This is a genomic window from Peptoniphilus asaccharolyticus DSM 20463 (assembly GCF_900176115.1).
Lineage (GTDB): Bacteria > Bacillota > Clostridia > Tissierellales > Peptoniphilaceae > Peptoniphilus > Peptoniphilus asaccharolyticus.
Window position 1 is genome coordinate 68,813 of record NZ_FWWR01000011.1, and the last position, 17,871, is coordinate 86,683.

The window sequence follows — 17,871 nt, forward strand, 5'->3', positions numbered from 1 at the left end:
CGTATGTTAGTTTTGGATGGATATGAACCACCTGAGATAGAGGTAATTTATAAAGATGGTAGAAAGTATTTAAAAACATTTTTATTTGATGAATATCGTGAGTTGCCATGTATGACAGAAGAGGAAGAGAGAGAATGGGAAGATGAACAGAGAAGAGCTAAACATTATGAAGAACATAAAGAGATAGAAAAGTTAAAGCTTAATTCTATGATTGATGATAAGTTTAAAGAAAATAGGTTTGAAAAGTTTGAGATTACTAAAGAAAATGAATATTTTTATAACTTAACTATGGCCTATGCAAAAAATTATAATAAGGTGTTAAAAGATAATACGGGGCTTATATTGTATGGGCCACCAGGGGTTGGTAAAAGCTTTATGAGTTTTTGTATAGCTAATTACTTGCTTGATAATGGTATGTCTGTAATAGCCATGACTAGTAATGCCCTTATTGCAAAGATTAAAGAGGTATCGGGTTTTGGTAGTTCAGAAGAGAGCAAATTTATAAAGAATATACAAAAGGCTAAGTTATTGATCATTGATGATTTAGGGGGAGAGCATAACAGCGAGTGGGCTAAGTCTAAATTGTATGAAATTATAGATGCCAGGTATAGGAGTGGTAGGCCTTTGATTATAACCACTAATTTAAACTTGAAACAGTTGAAAGATCATTTAACCGGTAAGGATGGTATGGATAGGTCGGTTAGTAGAATCAAAGAAATGTGTAAGGCATTAGAAGTAAATATAAGACCTATACGAGAGAAAAAGGCAAACTATAGGCAACAAAGTTTTGATGATGTGATTGGTAAAAATGCTAACTAATGCTAACTATTTTTAAAGTAAAGTAAAGTGAGGAAAAATAAAATGAGTGTAGAGTATGTATATTTATGGATGTTGATATTAATATTAGTTTTATATAGAGTTGCAAGTATAGAAGAAAGGTGAGGGGTAGAGGTTATGGACGTTATAAAACAAGAAAAAAAGGAAGAATTTGAAAAACTATTTAATGAATCAATAGATAAAGAGGCAAAGAGAGTAACGGACTTAATGCGTCTTTATAGTGAGTATAAATTAACAGGGGAACAATATGCGGAGTTTATCGAATATATAGAGGAAAAACTAAATTTATCAAGTTGTGATTATGTGCTTTTAAATGAGCTTTTAGAAAGATATAAAAATTTTATTAAGGCAGAAAGTGAGATATACAATCAAGGCTACACAATGGATGATATTTTATTTGATGGAATGAAATATTATAAGGAATATTACCAGGTTTAATTTAAATAGAACCTGAAAAAACCTGAAACAAAAATAAAAAAAGGCCTTACATTATACTTGCGTATCTTGTAGGCCTTTTTAAAAATTAACTAAAATTTGACAAAAAACAACTTATTCTTTTTTTGTAGAATGTTTTTCAGGAAAGAAAATTAGAAGATTGAAAAAATATAAAGTTGTATATGATTTACACTCATTGTATATAGTGAGTTCATTTACATATACTATATATAGTGCATATATGTAGGTAAATTGAATATATACACTATATATAGTATAATTATAACATACATAATAAGTTATGGAACTACTTTTTGAAAGGAGATTTTAAAAATGGAAGATATAAAAGACACTCAAATTGAAGAGGTAGACACTCAAATTGAAGAGGTAGAAACTCAAGTTATTGATGATAAAAAAGATGAAAATATTAATAATGTAGAGGATAAAAAGAAAGAAGAAAAGCTATTTACTCAAGATGAAGTAAATAGGATTGTACAAGACAGAGTACAAAGAGAAAAAGATAAAAACAATACTCTATCTGATAACTTATCTGATAGAGAGTTAAATTTAATAAAAAGGGAATTAAAAAGCGACTGTAGGGAATCACTCAGTGAAAAAGGTTTACCTAGTGAGTATATAGAATTATTTAACGGTTCAACAAAAGATGAACTAAATAATTTTATATATCTCATATCAAAGGTGCATGATTCTATTGTGGATAAGCTAAAAAAAGGATCTGATAATAGATTTAATGCACATACTCCGCCGGATAGTAAATCACCAAGATTTGATCCTATAGCGGCCGCTTTTCGCCGATAAATAGGAGATGAATAAATAAAATGAGTATAGATTTAGCTACTAAGTATTCGCCTTATGTAGATGAACAGTTTTCAAAAGAGAGCAAATTATCTTTAATGACTAATAAGGATTTTGATTTTGACGGGGCAAAAACTGTAAAAGTGTATAAAATAAATACTTCTGAAATGAATGATTACGATAGGAATGGTAAAGGGACTTTTACCAATTCTAGATATGGCAACATAGCAAATTTAGGGGGAGCTACTGAAGAATTTACTCTCAGAAAGGATAGGTCCTTTACATTTGCTATAGATAAGATGGATAATAACGAAACTTTAAAAACTTTAGCGGGTGCTTCTGCTCTTGCAAGACAAGATAGGGAAGTTGTTATACCTGAGGTTGATGCTTACGTTATTAATGAGATGGTCAATAATGCCGGTATAAAAACAGATTCTCCGGTAAAGCTTACTAAAGAGAATATTTACGAGGAAATATTAAAGGCCAATACTGAACTTGATAATTTTAATGTATTTGATACAGATAGGTTTTTACTTGTTACTCCGGACATTTTTCTTTTATTAAAGCAAAATAAAGATTTTATGTTGTCAACCGATATAGCCCAAGAAATGAAGATTAAGGGAGTAATAGCTATGGTTGATGGGCTTACTGTTATTAAGGTGCCTAAGGCAAGGGTCCCCAAAGGGTTTGGGTTTTTATTAGGGCATCCTTGTGCTACTGTAGCGCCTGTAAAATTACATGATTACAGAGTACACCAAGACCCGCCTGGTATTAGCGGTGAGCTTGTAGAGGGCCGTATTGTTTATGATGCCTTTATTTTAGAAAATAAAAATCAAGCTTTGTATTATCATAAAGATAGCCTATAAATATATTTACTAAATATACAAGCTTTGAATAAACACGTTTAAAAACTTTCGAATTAAAAACTTCTAAGCACCCGTAAGTTTCGGGTGCTTTACATATACTAAGAGGTGATTTTATGGATAGAGATAAATTAAATTTAATTCGTGAATATGCAAGAGTATGCAATAAATATGATATGGGACTGATTGATATGTTTAGTATATTATACGATCTAGAATTATTTATAAGTAATATACCTAATATCAGGACAAGAATTATATTTATGAAAAGATATATTGACGACTGGACCTTTAAGGAGATAGGGCAATTACTAGACGGTATGCGTGAAAGTGCTATAAGAAAGATACATGATACATATTTAAATAGTATTGAATTGGTATAGGCCATGGATAGTAACAATAGATTATTATTTAAGGAATATCAAAAGGATAAGGGTAATATAAATTTAAGAAATCAAATAGTAATAGAAAATATGGCTTTAGTTCCTTATAGCATAAAGAAAAATAGGTCTTATGTTGATGGTATACATGACTATGAAGAGTTACTTCAAGAGGGATATTATAAATTAATAAAGGCCGTAGAAACATTTGATCCAGATCTCGGCTTTAAATTCTCAACGTATGCTATAAAGTATCTTTTATCTATATCAAGGGATAGGCAGGAGTATAACAAGGATATTTCACTTGATACACCTATTAGTACCAATGATGAGAGTTTAACGGTTGAAGAGACTGTAAAAGATGATTCTATTAATATTGAAAGTGATGTACTTGATAGGGAATTTTATAAAAACGTACGTTTACAACTTAATTTCAACTTGAGTTCTAAAGAAATTAATATAATTAGGTTATTGTATGGTATTGGTACAGATAGAAAGAGTTTAAATGATATAGCGACCTTAATTAATGTATCTAAGGGGGAAGTATCAAGAATACAAAAAAAGGCTCTTAATAAGCTTAGAAAGTATAATTATTTTAAGGACCTTTACAGAGAGAGGAACATAAGCTATATAAGTGGTATTAGGTATGACAGAGAGAAAACAAGTAAAACTTATAGGATAAGCAGGCCTACAGAGGATAAGGCTATTGACCTTGTGGGGCTTGAGAATAACATAATTAATGATATGTATCATGGTTTTGAATCGTACTAAAATCGTACCAATAATTATAGAATAGAGTAGAATAAGAGATATTTTATAATTATGTGTAAAATAGAATGGCATAAAATAAGCATTATAACAGAAGAAAAAGCACTATTTGATTTGGTAATGTAGAGGTCACGGGTTCGAATCCCGTCGTTAGCTCCATAAACCCAACAGGTTTTTGTTTGTTGGGTTTTTTATATGTGAATAATTGCAACAAAAAAGATAGAGCATGTAAACTCTATCTTTTCTCTTATTTGTATTGTATAGCATTTTTAATTTTTGGTGCTATTGCAGTTGCAACTACCATCTTCAATAAATCGCCAGGGATGAATGGGATTAGTCCTAGTTGTAAAAGAGCGGTAATTGTTCCAGGAGCTTTAGACATGCCGGCCAATATGTAGTACATATAAGGGATTCCTATCAAGTAAAATATGATTTCGCCAATAATTGTTGCAAGGAATATTTTTTTATAATCTCTTGAGTCTCCAACGAATTTAGCTATAACATAAGCTCCGATTATAAAGCCTATTAAGAAACCAAAAGATGGTTTAAAAATTGTTTGAATTCCACCTGTAAATTGAGCGAATACAGGAAGACCTGCTAAACCGATTAATACATATATAAGCACACTAAGAGCAGCGTCTTTAGCTGGTAATAATAGTGCAGCCATAATTACAAAAAAGTTTTGAAAACTAATTGGCACTGGGCCTATTGGAACTGAAATAAAAGCTCCAACGCAAATAAGTGCGGTGAATAAAGCAATTCTCACCATACGAGTTGTACTTTTAGTCATAATTGACCTCCTTTAATAACTACATATATTTTAGAACAGGTTAACATAAAAGTCAAATTAAATTTAATTGTAAACCTAAAAATAATAAAATAACAAAATTTATTGAAAATGACAAATTTAATAGATATACTTAATAAGATTGTAATTTTAGGGTAAAAAGAATAAGTCATAAAATATACTAAAGTTAGGAGAAACAATGTTATTAGTAATTGATGTCGGAAATACTTCTATAGTTTACGGCGTATATCAAGACAAGGAATTAATACAAAATTTTAGAATAGCAACTGTAAAGACAAGGTCATCAGATGAATATGGAATGATATTTCAAAATACTTTATCTCACGCAGGAATAGAGTTAAATGAAATAGAAAATGTAATCATATCTTCGGTTGTGCCAAATCTTATGCACACTTTACCATCAATGATTATAAAATATTTTGGTAAGATGCCAATTATAGTAAATACTGAATTGAACTATGATTTAAAGGTTGAATATGATAATCCTAGTGCAGTAGGTGCTGATAGGATTGTAAACGCCGTAGCGGCTCTTGAGGTGTACGGAGGGCCTTGTATTATTATAGACATAGGCACTGCTATGACTTTTTGTGTTGTAGATGAAGAGAGGATTTATAGAGGGGGACTTATTTTCCCTGGAATAGGGATTTCAGCGGAAGCTCTTTTCGAGAGAACTTCAAAACTTCCAAGAATAGAAATTAAAAGAACTGAAAAAGTAGTTCAAACAAATACTGTGGCGTCTATGCAGTCTGGTTTATACCATGGATATAATGTTTTGATAGATGGAATAATAGAGAAGATAATGCTTGAAATGGGATTTGACGAAGAAAAAACTAAGATAATTTCCACAGGAGGATTTTCAACTTTGTTAACGCATGAGTCCAAGTATGACATAATCATAGACAAGTATCTAACTTTGGATGGACTTAGAATTATATATGATATGAATAGGGATAAAATTCTTGGAAACTAATGTATTAGCAACACTTTCTCCGTTAGCGGGATATACAGATATAGCTTTTAGAGAAATTTGCTCAAAGATGGGTGCTAGTGAAGTTGTAACTGAAATGGTGTCTTGCAAGGGAATAGTGTATGAAGATAGAAAGACGAATGATTTATTGTTGATTTCTCCAAATGAAAAAAATGTTGTAGTGCAACTTTTTGGCGAAGATCCATATTATATGGCTAAGGCGGCGGAAATTGTCTCTAAAATGAATTTTGTTGGAATAGACATAAACATGGGTTGTCCAGCGCCTAAGATTGTAAAAAATAATTCGGGATCTGCATTGTTAGACCAACCGGATTTAGTCTATAAAATAACTAAAGAAGTTGTTGGAGCGACGGATTTACCTGTCAGTGTGAAGATTAGAAAAGGTATTAGAGATAATAGTTCTATTGAAGCGGCAAAGGCAATAGAAGCTGCTGGAGCAAGTAGGATAACTGTGCATGGAAGAACTCGAGAAGAATACTATACAGGTTTTTCAGATTGGGATTATATAGCAGAAGTGGCAAAACTTTTAGACATACCTGTGTTTGGAAATGGAGATATAGATTCTTATGATACAGCTTTTAAGAGGATAAATGATTGTAATTTAAAGGGAATATCCATAGGAAGAGCTGCAATTGGAAATCCGTTTATTTTTGAAGAGATATCGAAGAAATCCAAAGGTGAAGATTATTTTGAACCGAGCTTTGCGGACAGAATTGAAAAGGCAAGAGAGCATTTAAAACTTGCTGTTGAATATAAAAATGAGAGATTAGGTATACTTGAAATGCGAAAGCAATTCGTTGGATATTTTAAAGGTATGCCTGGTTCAAAAGAAGCAAGAGATAAAATTAATAGACTTAATTCTTATGAATCGGTTGATGAAGAGTTAATTAGGTTTAAGGAAAAGTTTATATAAAATTAAAATAAAAAATCAAGGGCAGAGAAATTTTCTTTGTCCTTTTTTGATTTGGGTAAGTAATATAAATTTTTAAATTCATTTTGTTTGAGTGCAGTGTAATTTTAGGACAGATATGCTGTGTGGTTTTAGAATCTTTAAATAAAAATATCATTAATATATTGCAAGATATAAGTTAAATTCCATTGTGTTGGGTTGAATACAGAGAGTTATAGAAATATAAAGTTAGTATGTTATATGGTATATTAAACTGAAAAATAAATTTAAAGCACTTCAAAGCTGACAAGCTTAGTTGATTTTAAAAGAGGTTTTAGGGATTATATTTTTTATAACTCTCCAAGATTAGTGCAGAATGTGTTAAGCAAAAGATTATGAGACATGAGTAAAAAAATTTAAAAAAATAAAAAATTTTACTTGCAAAAATATTTAGGAGAGGGTAATATGTCATTACTAAGTTATGAAGTGGAAAAGTAAACGATTAAATTTCTTTCAGAGAGATACTGGTTGGTGTGAAGTATCAGAAAAACATTGTTGAAAATCACCACTGAGCTGTAATGCTGAATTGAGTAAGTATTATCGGGAGCTCCCGTTATAGAGCTATTCATTATTGGATCAGAGTGCATCATAAAGATGAAGAAGAGTGGTACCGCGGAGAATTATAGTCTTTCGTCTCTTTTGTTAAAGGCAATAGAGGCGAGAGGCTTTTTTTATTGCCTATAAAAAATATGGGAGGTAATAAGATGTTAAAAAAATTATTTGGAAAAGACAGTGGGATGTATGGTGTAGTTTCGATAGCGCTTGTTCTATTTTCTGCTCATGCCGGTGGGGGATTTGCTACAGGGAATCAAGCAAATACTTATTTTGTTGGACTTGGTTGGACGGGGATTGTAAGCGCCGTGATAGCTATGGTATTACTTACGGCGATGCTTAAAGAAGCAATGTTCATGTATAACAGCAGAGGTCTTAAATCATATAAAGAGCTTTTCGAAACACTTTACCATCCGTTTGATAAATTGGAATTAGTTTTTGAAGTATTTTACTACATTATGGTTGTTATGGTTGTTGCAACTACAATATCCGGTTCGGCAAGTGCTCTTAAGGAGTATTTTGGATTTAATTATACTGTAGGAGTTGTGCTTGTAAGTGCTCTAACTCTTTTGTTAGTAACTTTTGGAGCAAGTGTAGTCAGAGTGGTAGGAAGTTATATGGGACTTGTAATTCTTGTTACATCTCTTGTAATCTACGCGGTAGGAAGTTTTAAAGGCGATGGAATATTAAATGTTTTGAGAATGGACTTTATGAACAGTGGTTTTGATAACTTGCCTAAGGCGGTTATGAATGGATTTATATATGCTGGATTCCAATGTGTACAAATTCCTGCGATGGTAGCTTGTGGGGGAGTTTTAAAAAGTAAGAGTGAAGTTTCTAATTCAATGAAATTATCAGCTGTAATAAATGCTTTGGCGCTTGGACTTTCAGTGGCAATGTTGTTATCTTGGAAATCTTATTACACTAGCATAGATGGCGGCAGCACAATCCCAACTTTAACATCAACTAAGGCAATGGGATATGATTGGATGACTGTATTTTATGCAACATCATTGATTCTTTGCTTAGTGTCTTCTGCCGTATCTATAACTTTTGGATTTGTTGCCAGATTTGAAAGTGCAAGTGTTTTGAAGAGAGTTGAAAATGAAAAAGCTCGTAGACTTTTAGTGGCTGTATTTATATTAGCAGTATCAATGTTAATCTCTATGGCTGGACTAACTAACATAATCAAGTATGGATATGGTTACTGCGGATATGTTGCAATAGTTTTAATAGTGGTTCCGTTTTTGACAGTTGGAGTATACAAAAATAGAACTTACGGAAGAATACCGGCTACAGTAGCATACGAATCAGTTCAATAATAGGAGGAAGAAAAATGGATTTTAGATTTGAAAAAGCAGAGACATTAAAAGAAAAGCCAACAGGAGCTCTAGGTTTTGGAAAGAAATTTACAGACTATATGTTTGTTATGGATTGGAAAGAAGGTAAAGGCTGGCACGACCAAAGAATTGTACCTTACGCACCGATGACAATTGACCCGGCGGCTATGGTTCTACACTATGCGCAAGAAACCTTTGAAGGGCTTAAAGCATACCGTGGTAAAAATGGAGAAGTTTATCTTTTCAGACCGGACATGAATGCAAAGAGATTTGCGAAGTCGAATGATCGTATGTGTATGCCGGAAGTTCCAGAAGAAATGTTTATAGATGCTATTAAAGAACTTGTAAAGGTTGAAGAAGAGTGGATTCCAAATGGAGAAGGAGAGTCTCTATACATCAGACCTTTTATGTATGCAAATGAAGTTGCACTTGGAGTTGATCAAGCTGATAACTACAGATTTATGATTGTGCTTTCCCCTGTTGGAGCTTATTATCCAGAGGGTGTAAATCCTATCAAAATTTATGTAGAAGATGAATTGACAAGAGCCACTATCGGCGGAACTGGATTTGTAAAATGTGGTGGAAACTATGCGGGAAGTTTGGCGGGACAAATGAAGGCTAAGAAGCTTGGCTACACTCAAGTGCTTTGGTTAGACGGTGTACATCGTAAATATGTTGAAGAAGTAGGCTCAATGAATGTAATGTTTTTAATTGATGGGGTAGTGGTTACAGCGCCTACCGAAGGCACAGTTCTTCCAGGCGTTACAAGAAATTCAATCTTAGAACTTGTAAAAGATTGGGGATATAAAGTAGAAGAACGTCATTTAGATATTGAAGAGCTTATGAAAGCTGGCAGAGAAGGTAAATTACAAGAAGCTTGGGGTACAGGAACAGCAGCAGTAATTTCACCAATAGGCGAACTTTTCTACAAGGGTGAAAAAGTAGAAGTTAATGGATTTAAAACTGGAGATCTAACTCAAAAATTATATGACACATTGACAGGAATTCAATGGGGAGATTTAGAAGATAACCATAATTGGAGAGTAGTTGTTAAATAATAGAAATTAAGTGATATAGGAGAAGAATAGATGAAAACAGTAAAGATGAGTAATTATAGTGTCTCTGGAAATGGATATCCACATTTAGAAAAAGTATGTAAAGATTATAACTATAACAAAGTAGTTTTAGTTGGAGGAAAGAGAGCCCTTGAAGCTGCTGCACCAAAGATCAGAGAAGCTTTAAAGGGAACAAATGTTGAGATTACAGGAGAGTTTGTATATGGACAAGAATGTACTCTTAGCAATGTAGATAGATTAAGAGAGAGAAAAGAAGTCCAAGATGCAGATGTAATATTTATAATTGGTGGAGGGAAATCCACAGACACAGGCAAGATTTTAGCTGAAAGACTAAATAAAAGTGCATTTTCATTCCCAACAATATGCTCAAATTGCTCAGCTGTTACTGCAATTGCAGTTGTGTATAATGACGATGGAACTCTCTCGCACTATGAGTTGATACCTGCTCCGGTGCACATGTTTGTAGAAACTAGCATAATAGCGAATGCGCCGGAAGAATATCTATGGGCTGGAATTGGAGATGGACTTAGCAAGCAACCGGAAGTTGCATACGCTACAAAGTATGCTGAGTTGGATCACATTGCAAGAATGGGAGTTATGCTTAGCAAAAGCTGTGAGGTGCCTTTCTTGAAGTATGGAAAGCAAGCTATAGAAGATTGCAGAAATAATAAACCAACTCAAGCCATTGAAGAAATAGCTATGGATATACTTGTTGCCACAGGATATGTTTCAAACCTAACTAACCAACCCGACTACTACTACAATTCTTCTTTAGCACACATCTTCTACAACGCATCTACAGCAGTGCCAAGAGATAAAGAATATCTACATGGTGAGCTCGTATCTTTTGGAGTGCTTGTATTACATGCTTATGCAGAACAATTTGACGAGTTAGATAAGATTGCAAGATTTAATAAATCAATAGGGTTACCTATCACTCTTGAAGATGTTGGTTTGACTTATGACGATTTAGAAAAAATGGCAGATGTCGCACCAAACACAACTGAGTGGAAGAGTGCAAAGACAAATCCATTGACAAAAGAAAAATTTGTTGCAGCTATGAAAACTGCAGATGAATATGGTAAAAAATTAAAAGCTGAGCAAGAAGCAGAGATAGCTTAAAATAAGAAAACAAATATGAAAAATACCCTCTCAATTCCGATAGTGGAAAAGGGAGGGTATTAATTTGAAAAATTATATTTACACTATGATGTCAGTGAATAAAAATATTATCTTTCCTATGAATTCAAAAATTATAAATAAAATCATATACCAGCCTATGAAATCTATTTTGTTAGTTTCTTTTAGCCTGTCGTGGAATTGAGATACAGATAGTGTAGTTGCAAATAGAACTAAAACTATAGTAGCTACAGGGAATGCAGTAAAGGCTGATAGAGTTTTAAAATAAAACATTCCATACCATGGAGAAAGTAAAAACATAACAAGCATAATTATTTCAGACATAAAATAATTTATAAGTGCAAAATGTTTAACTTCCTTATCACTGGAATCAATCCAAGCTTTTTCCACTGCTAAATTTAAAGGTACATAGAACTGTGCTAATTTAACTATGATTTTAACCAATATACAGAACACTATAACCAGTGAAAAGTTTTGCCACTTAATAACGCTCACAACAACAGGAATAATAGATAGCAAGATTGCAAAGATTAAAAGTTGTTTTTCGTTTAATTTAGTTGCAAGAGTGTGAACGCCGGACAGTTTTTGGAAGATAGCATTTGTCTTTATAGTATTAGAAATATTTTCTAAGCTATGATGTTCATCTTTTCTAGGTTGTTTAGGTTCTACGACTGATTCTTTTTTTGTTTCAGATTTAAGTTTTTTAGATAAATTAGAAAATTTATTTTTTAATTTATCGGATATGTTTTCTTTCTCTTCAACTTTAGCTGAATTAGCAGAAACTTTTTCTTCTATATTATTATGTTTTACAGTATCTTTTTTGATTTCTAATTTAGAAGTTTTTTCGGTTTTAAGATTATCCTTAGATGGCTTAGTTGCTTTTGATACTTTACTCTTATCTAAAACTTGTTTAGGAGTAGAAATTTTATCTGATGTTTGATTTTCAGACTTAGATTTTTCAAGTTCTGCATTAACAAGTTCTGTAAAGCTTTTATAGTCATAAGAGGAAGCTTTTTTCTCGAATTCTTTAGCGGAAGGCTTATCATTTGCAGGTTTAGATTTTTTGATAGTCTCTTCTTCAACCACACTGACTATTGGAACATCCATGGTGTTCTCAAAGTTTTTTGTTTCGGGTTGTGTAAGTTCTAAATTTTCTAATTTTTCAGCTTGTTTTTCATCATTAAATGAAGAAAAGATAGAAAATTGGTCGTCGTCTTCATTTATAAAATCTTTAAATTTTTCTTTGAGACTTTTTTTATCTTTTGTATTAGCCTTAACAGAGGGTTCTTCTTTTTTTATTTCTTTTTTAATCTTTTTAACATCGTTTAAAGAATCTAAATTTTCTTTTTTGAAGTTTAGTTCGTTCGTTTTGCTAAGGTCTTTAACTTCTTTGTGATTTTCTTTAGAAGGTTCTTCTGAGCCTTTAAGAATAGAAGATTGCTTTTCATAGTCAGAGATATTTTTAGATATTTTTTCATCAACTGCTTTTATTATGTCTTTTAATTCACTTGTAGAGTCTATGCCAGAAAGATTTGTTAGAGGCTTAAAAGTTCGAGTTTCTTGATCGGAAGCATTGTTTTCAATAATTTGTATGCTTATATTTTTCAAACTAGTACCACAATTAGGGCAGTAGTTATCAGAAGACTGAACTTTATTTCCGCAATTAGGACAAAACATTAAATCACCTTCTTTTTTTATATATTATAGCATAAGAGTAAAAATTTTTGCATTTAAAAAGGAAAGCCCAAATTTGAGCTTTCCCAACTTTTGAAAGTTTCTTATTTTGCTTCAGTTTTAGCTTCTTCAGCTGCTGCATTAGCTTCAGCTGCTGCTTCTTCAGCTTTGTCAGCTTCGTTAGCTGCTTTGTTAGCTTCGTTAGCTGCTTTGTTAGCTTCAGCTTCTTCAGTTTTAGCTTCTTCAGCTGCTTTGTTAGCTGCATTAGCTGCGTTTGCTGCTTCTTCAGTTGCTGCGTTTGCAGAGTTAGCTGCTTCGTTAGCTGGTTTTTTAGCTCCACAAGCTACTACACCTAACATCATAACTCCAACAGTTGCTATACTTAATACTTTTCTAAGATTTGTCATTTTTAAATACCTCCTAATTTGTATGTTCACATAATAACCTCTTTATGTGAAAATTAAGTGTTAGTTAAGTTAAATTTCTATAACAATACAAAATTATTTAGAAAATAGAGATAATACATTATGTTATAATTTGAAAAGGAGGATGAAATGTATCAAGCACTATATAGGAAATATCGTTCAAAAACTTTTGAAGAGATAATAGGACAAAACCACGTCACAACAGCTCTGAAAAATCAGATTATAAATAATGAATTTTCTCATGCATACCTTTTTTCTGGCACAAGGGGAACGGGTAAGACTTCTTGCGCAAAGATTTTATCTAGGGCAATTAACTGTGAAAACCCAATAGATGGAAATCCGTGCAACGAATGTGAAGCGTGTAAATCAATTCTTGAAGATAGAGTTATGGATGTTGTGGAGATGGATGCTGCATCAAATAATGGTGTAGACGATATAAGGGAGTTAAAAGATAAAGTAATTTATCCACCACAAAATTTAAAATACAAAGTATATATAATAGATGAAGTTCACATGCTATCCAAAGGAGCGTTCAATGCACTCTTAAAGATATTAGAAGAACCTCCAAAGCATTTGATTTTTATATTGGCAACAACCGAGCCAGAAAAAATACCTACAACTATACTATCAAGGCTTCAAAGGTATAATTTTAAGAGAATAAGTGAAAATGAAATAGTATATAACTTAGACAGAATTTCAAAAATTGAGAATAGAGAAGTTGACCCAGCTGTTTTTGAATTGATAGCCAACAGTTCTGATGGAGCGATGAGAGACAGTCTTTCTCTACTGGACCAACTATTTTCTTTTTCGGATGAAAAATTAACCTATGAGAGAGCCATAGACATACTCGGAGGTGTATCTAATAAGTTCTTATTCAATTTATCAGACGCTATAATAGAAAAGAACTTAGCTAAAGCTCTATCAGAAATGGACGAGCTCTACAAAGCTGGTAAGGATATAACAATTTTAATAAGTGATTTGATAACTCATTTTAGAAATGTTATGGTAATAGGAGCTACAAACTCAACTGCTTTAGTCAATACTAATCAATTTGAGGAGTATAAGAGTCAAGCTTTTAAAGCCGGTGCAAATAGGGTAATAGAGATTATAAAAATTTTAAACAATACTCTATCGATTATAAAATATGCAACTGACAAGAGAGTTATGATGGAGATGTGTTTAGTAGAACTTTGCACGCAAATAACAGACTTAGAGCTTAGAATTAAAGAGTTAGAAGATAAAATAGAAAATATAAAAGTTGGAAATTTCAATTACAGAACTCCTAATATAGAGAACAAAGTTGAAGAACCTAAAAAAGTTGCACCTCAAATTAAAAGAGAGCCTGTAGAAGAAAATACAGTTTCACAAGCTGACTTAGCAAAACCTAAAGAAGAGGTAAAAACTGAGGTAGTTTCTGATTTATCTACTAAGCAGTTAAAAGCTGAATGGAATCAAGTTATTTCCAATTTAAAGAACAGAAATAAGATGTCCACTGCCGTATTATTAGACAAAGTCAGAGATATGGAAGTTTTGAATGGAACAGTAGTCTTGTACTTTGATATGGTTGATGAAATGTTCTATAAGATGAGTTCGAGAGATGAAAACAGAAATGCACTATTGTCACTTTTAAAAGAAACTTATGGCGATGTTGATTTAAAAATGGAAATAAAAGATTTAAAAAACAGAGAAGAGAGTATCGAAAAGTTGAAAAAGCTTGTCGGTGAAGAAAATATTGATATAATCTAAATATAGAAAATTTTAGGAGGATAATATGGCAAGAGGATTTGGTGGATTTCCGGGCGGCGGAAATATGAATAATATGATGAAACAAATGCAAAAGATTCAAAAACAAATGGAGACTTTGCAAGAAGATTTAAAGAGTCAAGAAGTTGAAGCCTCATCAGGTGGCGGAGCAGTAAAGGCTGTAGTAAATGGAAATAAAGAGCTTATAAGTGTTAAAATAGATCCAGAAGTAGTAGATCCAGAAGATGTAGAAATGCTTGAAGATTTAATCGTAGCTGCAATAGGCGAAGCTATGAGAACAGCTGAGGATAAAGTTAACTCAGAAATGGGAAAAATCACAGGCGGTCTTAATATACCGGGGCTATAATAATGGCTAAACGTGCAAAGTCTATTGAACAGTTAATATCTCAATTAAATAAATTGCCGGGTATAGGCAGCAAGACAGCTCAAAGACTAGCATATCATGTTATAGACATGAAAGATGAGGAAGTTAGAGAACTTTCTAATGCCATGCTCGATGCAAAACAAAATATACACAAGTGTAAACAGTGCCAAAATTTTACAGATGAAGAAGTTTGTGACATCTGTAGAGATAATACAAGAGATACCAGCACGATATGTGTAGTTGAATATCCTAAAGATGTAGAGGCACTCGAGCGTAGTAACTGTTATCATGGTCTATACCATGTTCTTCACGGAACAATTTCTCCATCAAGAGCTATACATGCAGATGAGTTGAGCATAGGTAGCTTGATAAAGAGATTGGAGACAGAAGATATAAAGGAAATAATCGTTGCGACTAATCCTACAACAGAAGGAGATACTACAGCGCTTTATATTTCAAGATTAATTGAACCTTTGGGTATAAAAGTTTCGAGAATAGGATATGGACTTCCTGTTGGTGGAGATTTAGAATACTACGACGAAATAACTATATCTACAGCACTTGAAAACAGAAGAACATTAAACAGAGAACTATAAATTTAAAGAATTAAAAGTCAGAGATTTAAGTATTTCTGGCTTTTAGCATATAATTTTATTATTTTTATAATAAAGGTTAAATTTGGTCAAAAAATTGGGTATAATGATATCATTGCAAATATTTTAGTTGGGGAGTGGATAAATGTCAGATATAAAGAATAATAAAAATAAGGATAAAGATAAATTCAATAATTTGAAAAATCCTAAAAATATCTACTACATTTTAGCTATAGTTACCATATTGTTGGTACCTTTAGTGAGTAGATTTTTTGAACAGCAAAAACCAGAAATAAAAGAGGCATCTTATGACCAATTTGTAAGTATGGTTGAAAGTGGAAAAGTAAAAGAAGTTAATGTTAAAGATAGAAAATATGTCTTTGAAGTTGCAGAATCTAATTCTGATAAGACTACTGAATATGAAACATATAGAGTAGAGGGACATCAAGGCATAGTGGACTTAATGTTAGAACATAATGTTAAGATAAATAGAGAATTTCCTAAAGAAGTTTCAGCATTTGTATCTATGATAATCTCATTTGTATCTACTTTTGGGATGATAATTCTACTGTATGTAATACTATTTAAATTTGTATTCAAAAAATTAGGTGGAGAAGGCGGAATTGGACCAATGAGATTTGGAAAGAGTAATGCCAAGATATATGTTGAATCTACAGATGGGATTACTTTTGAAAATGTTGCAGGACAAGATGAAGCTAAGGAAGCTCTTACAGAGATAGTTGATTTTTTACATCAACCAAAGAAATACACTTCTATAGGCGCTAAGTTACCTAAAGGAGCGCTATTAGTAGGCCCTCCGGGGACAGGTAAGACACTTCTTGCAAAGGCGGTAGCCGGAGAGGCAAAAGTTCCATTCTTCTCAATTTCAGGCTCTGAATTTGTGGAGATGTTTGTTGGACTTGGAGCTGCCAAAGTAAGAGATTTATTTAAACAAGCTCACGAAAAAGCACCTTGTATAATTTTTATAGATGAAATTGATACAATAGGTAAAAAACGTGACGGCGCTGGATTTGGCGGAAATGACGAAAGAGAACAAACTCTAAACCAATTACTTTCAGAAATGGACGGATTTGAAGGAAATGATGGAGTAGTAATACTTGCTGCTACAAATAGACCTGAATCACTTGACCCAGCTTTATTAAGACCGGGTAGATTTGATAGACGTGTGCCTGTTGAATTACCTGATTTAGCTGGTAGAGAAGCCATTTTGAAAGTGCATGCAAAGTCAATTAAAAAAGAAACTGAGATAGATTTCAATCAAGTGGCACGATCTACTGCAGGAGCAAGTGGTGCAGATTTAGCCAACATGGTTAATGAAGCTGCTTTAAGAGCTGTAAGAGAAGGTAGAAGTCTTATGAGCCAAAGAGACTTGGAAGAGTCAGTTGAAGTAGTGCTTGCAGGATATGAAAGAAAAAATGCTGTAATTTCTCCAAAAGAAAAAGAAGTCATTGCATACCATGAAGTTGGGCATGCTCTAGTAGCCGCAAAACAAAATGGTACAGCTCCAGTTCACAAGATAACTATAGTACCACGTACTTCAGGTGCACTTGGATATACAATGCAAGTTGACGAAGAAGAAAAATTCCTAATGAGTAGCAAAGACTTATTCAGTCAAATAGTAACATTGACAGGTGGTAGAAGTGCAGAAGAATTGATATTTAATCTAAAGACTTCAGGCGCTTCAAACGACATAGAAAAAGCTACTAAGATTGCCAAAGCTATGATAACAAGATTTGGTATGAGTGATGAATTTGGATTTGTCGCTATGGAATCAATGACAAATCAATATTTAGGTGGAGATTCAGCTTTGACAGTATCTCCTAAGAAACAAGCTGAAATTGACGATGCTGTTTATAAATTAGTGGAAAAAGCACATTTAGAAGCTGTAAATATTTTAAAGGATAATATGGAAGCGCTTCATGAAATTGCAAGATATCTACTAAAAGAAGAAACAATAACAGGGGAACAATTTATGGATATTCTAAAGAAGTTTGATTCAAATTACGAACCGATAACTTTAGAAGAGCCAGAAATTGAAGAGTAAATCAAAAATAAATTTATAATTATAAAAAATGGCT

At 32.6% G+C, this 17,871-nt stretch carries 18 protein-coding genes and 1 other annotated feature; of the genes, 15 read left to right on the forward strand and 3 right to left on the reverse strand.

Annotation, left to right across the window (positions count from 1 at the left end; genetic code table 11):
* The first annotated feature begins 3 nt into the window (after positions 1-3).
* The 6 genes from B8869_RS08045 (at position 4) to B8869_RS08070 (ending at position 4,102) form a co-directional block, all read left to right on the forward strand.
* Positions 4-819 (forward strand): ATP-binding protein, encoded by an 816-nt coding sequence (locus B8869_RS08045; RefSeq protein ID WP_084231139.1) that lies wholly within the window; start codon positions 4-6, stop codon positions 817-819.
* Positions 820-954: 135 nt separating this feature from the next.
* Positions 955-1,275, forward strand: coding sequence for a hypothetical protein (locus B8869_RS08050; RefSeq protein ID WP_084231140.1), 321 nt, complete (start codon positions 955-957; stop codon positions 1,273-1,275).
* A 330-nt stretch (positions 1,276-1,605) separates the two neighbouring features.
* A complete protein-coding gene (locus B8869_RS08055) occupies positions 1,606-2,091 on the forward strand; it encodes a DUF4355 domain-containing protein (protein ID WP_084231141.1) in 486 nt (161 codons plus the stop codon).
* A gap of 20 nt (positions 2,092-2,111) precedes the next feature.
* Positions 2,112-2,954 carry a hypothetical protein gene (locus B8869_RS08060; RefSeq protein WP_084231142.1) on the forward strand — a complete coding sequence of 281 codons (843 nt, stop codon included), beginning with the start codon at positions 2,112-2,114 and terminating at the stop codon, positions 2,952-2,954.
* Between the two features lie 113 nt (positions 2,955-3,067).
* Positions 3,068-3,334: an RNA polymerase sigma factor sigma-70 region 4 domain-containing protein gene (locus B8869_RS08065; RefSeq protein WP_084231143.1), complete on the forward strand. Its 267-nt coding sequence runs from the start codon at positions 3,068-3,070 to the stop codon at positions 3,332-3,334.
* 3 nt (positions 3,335-3,337) lie between these two features.
* Positions 3,338-4,102, forward strand: a complete 765-nt coding sequence (locus tag B8869_RS08070; RefSeq protein WP_084231144.1) for a sigma-70 family RNA polymerase sigma factor — start codon at positions 3,338-3,340, stop codon at positions 4,100-4,102.
* Between the two features lie 244 nt (positions 4,103-4,346).
* On the opposite strand, the gene B8869_RS08075 is transcribed toward B8869_RS08070, so the two are convergent.
* Positions 4,347-4,889 (reverse strand): biotin transporter BioY, encoded by a 543-nt coding sequence (locus B8869_RS08075; RefSeq protein ID WP_084231145.1) that lies wholly within the window; start codon positions 4,887-4,889, stop codon positions 4,347-4,349.
* Positions 4,890-5,085: 196 nt separating this feature from the next.
* Here B8869_RS08075 and B8869_RS08080 point away from each other — a divergent pair, with 196 nt between their 5' ends.
* From B8869_RS08080 to B8869_RS08100, 5 genes are all read left to right on the forward strand, one after another.
* A complete protein-coding gene (locus B8869_RS08080; protein WP_084231146.1) occupies positions 5,086-5,877 on the forward strand; it encodes a type III pantothenate kinase in 792 nt (263 codons plus the stop codon).
* Positions 5,867-6,808, forward strand: coding sequence for a tRNA dihydrouridine synthase DusB (dusB, locus tag B8869_RS08085; RefSeq protein WP_084231147.1), 942 nt, complete (start codon positions 5,867-5,869; stop codon positions 6,806-6,808). The genes B8869_RS08080 and dusB overlap by 11 nt, the downstream gene beginning before the upstream one ends.
* A 448-nt stretch (positions 6,809-7,256) precedes the next feature.
* Positions 7,257-7,485, forward strand: a binding site (T-box leader).
* Between the two features lie 63 nt (positions 7,486-7,548).
* Positions 7,549-8,718, forward strand: coding sequence for a YkvI family membrane protein (locus tag B8869_RS08090; RefSeq protein ID WP_084231148.1), 1,170 nt, complete (start codon positions 7,549-7,551; stop codon positions 8,716-8,718).
* A gap of 14 nt (positions 8,719-8,732) precedes the next feature.
* Entirely contained in the window at positions 8,733-9,794 is a 1,062-nt protein-coding gene (locus B8869_RS08095; protein ID WP_084231149.1) for a branched-chain amino acid aminotransferase, read from the forward strand.
* A 30-nt stretch (positions 9,795-9,824) separates the two neighbouring features.
* Positions 9,825-10,934, forward strand: a complete 1,110-nt coding sequence (locus B8869_RS08100) for an iron-containing alcohol dehydrogenase family protein (RefSeq protein ID WP_084231150.1) — start codon at positions 9,825-9,827, stop codon at positions 10,932-10,934.
* Positions 10,935-11,012: 78 nt separating this feature from the next.
* Here B8869_RS08100 and B8869_RS08105 read toward each other — a convergent pair whose 3' ends face one another.
* Positions 11,013-12,629 carry a zinc ribbon domain-containing protein gene (locus B8869_RS08105; protein WP_084231151.1) on the reverse strand — a complete coding sequence of 539 codons (1,617 nt, stop codon included), beginning with the start codon at positions 12,627-12,629 and terminating at the stop codon, positions 11,013-11,015.
* Positions 12,630-12,730: 101 nt separating this feature from the next.
* The gene (locus B8869_RS08110; RefSeq protein WP_084231152.1) at positions 12,731-13,033 is read right to left on the reverse strand and encodes a hypothetical protein; all 303 of its coding nucleotides are present in this window, start codon (positions 13,031-13,033) and stop codon (positions 12,731-12,733) included.
* Between the two features lie 147 nt (positions 13,034-13,180).
* On the opposite strand from B8869_RS08110, the gene dnaX reads away from it, so the two are divergent.
* From dnaX to ftsH, 4 genes are all read left to right on the forward strand, one after another.
* A complete protein-coding gene (dnaX, locus tag B8869_RS08115) occupies positions 13,181-14,797 on the forward strand; it encodes a DNA polymerase III subunit gamma/tau (protein WP_084231153.1) in 1,617 nt (538 codons plus the stop codon).
* A 25-nt stretch (positions 14,798-14,822) separates the two neighbouring features.
* Positions 14,823-15,161 (forward strand): YbaB/EbfC family nucleoid-associated protein, encoded by a 339-nt coding sequence (locus tag B8869_RS08120; RefSeq protein ID WP_084231154.1) that lies wholly within the window; start codon positions 14,823-14,825, stop codon positions 15,159-15,161.
* A 2-nt stretch (positions 15,162-15,163) separates the two neighbouring features.
* Positions 15,164-15,775 carry a recombination mediator RecR gene (gene recR / locus B8869_RS08125; protein ID WP_084231155.1) on the forward strand — a complete coding sequence of 204 codons (612 nt, stop codon included), beginning with the start codon at positions 15,164-15,166 and terminating at the stop codon, positions 15,773-15,775.
* Between the two features lie 142 nt (positions 15,776-15,917).
* Entirely contained in the window at positions 15,918-17,837 is a 1,920-nt protein-coding gene (gene ftsH, locus B8869_RS08130) for an ATP-dependent zinc metalloprotease FtsH (RefSeq protein ID WP_084231156.1), read from the forward strand.
* Positions 17,838-17,871 lie beyond the last annotated feature (34 nt).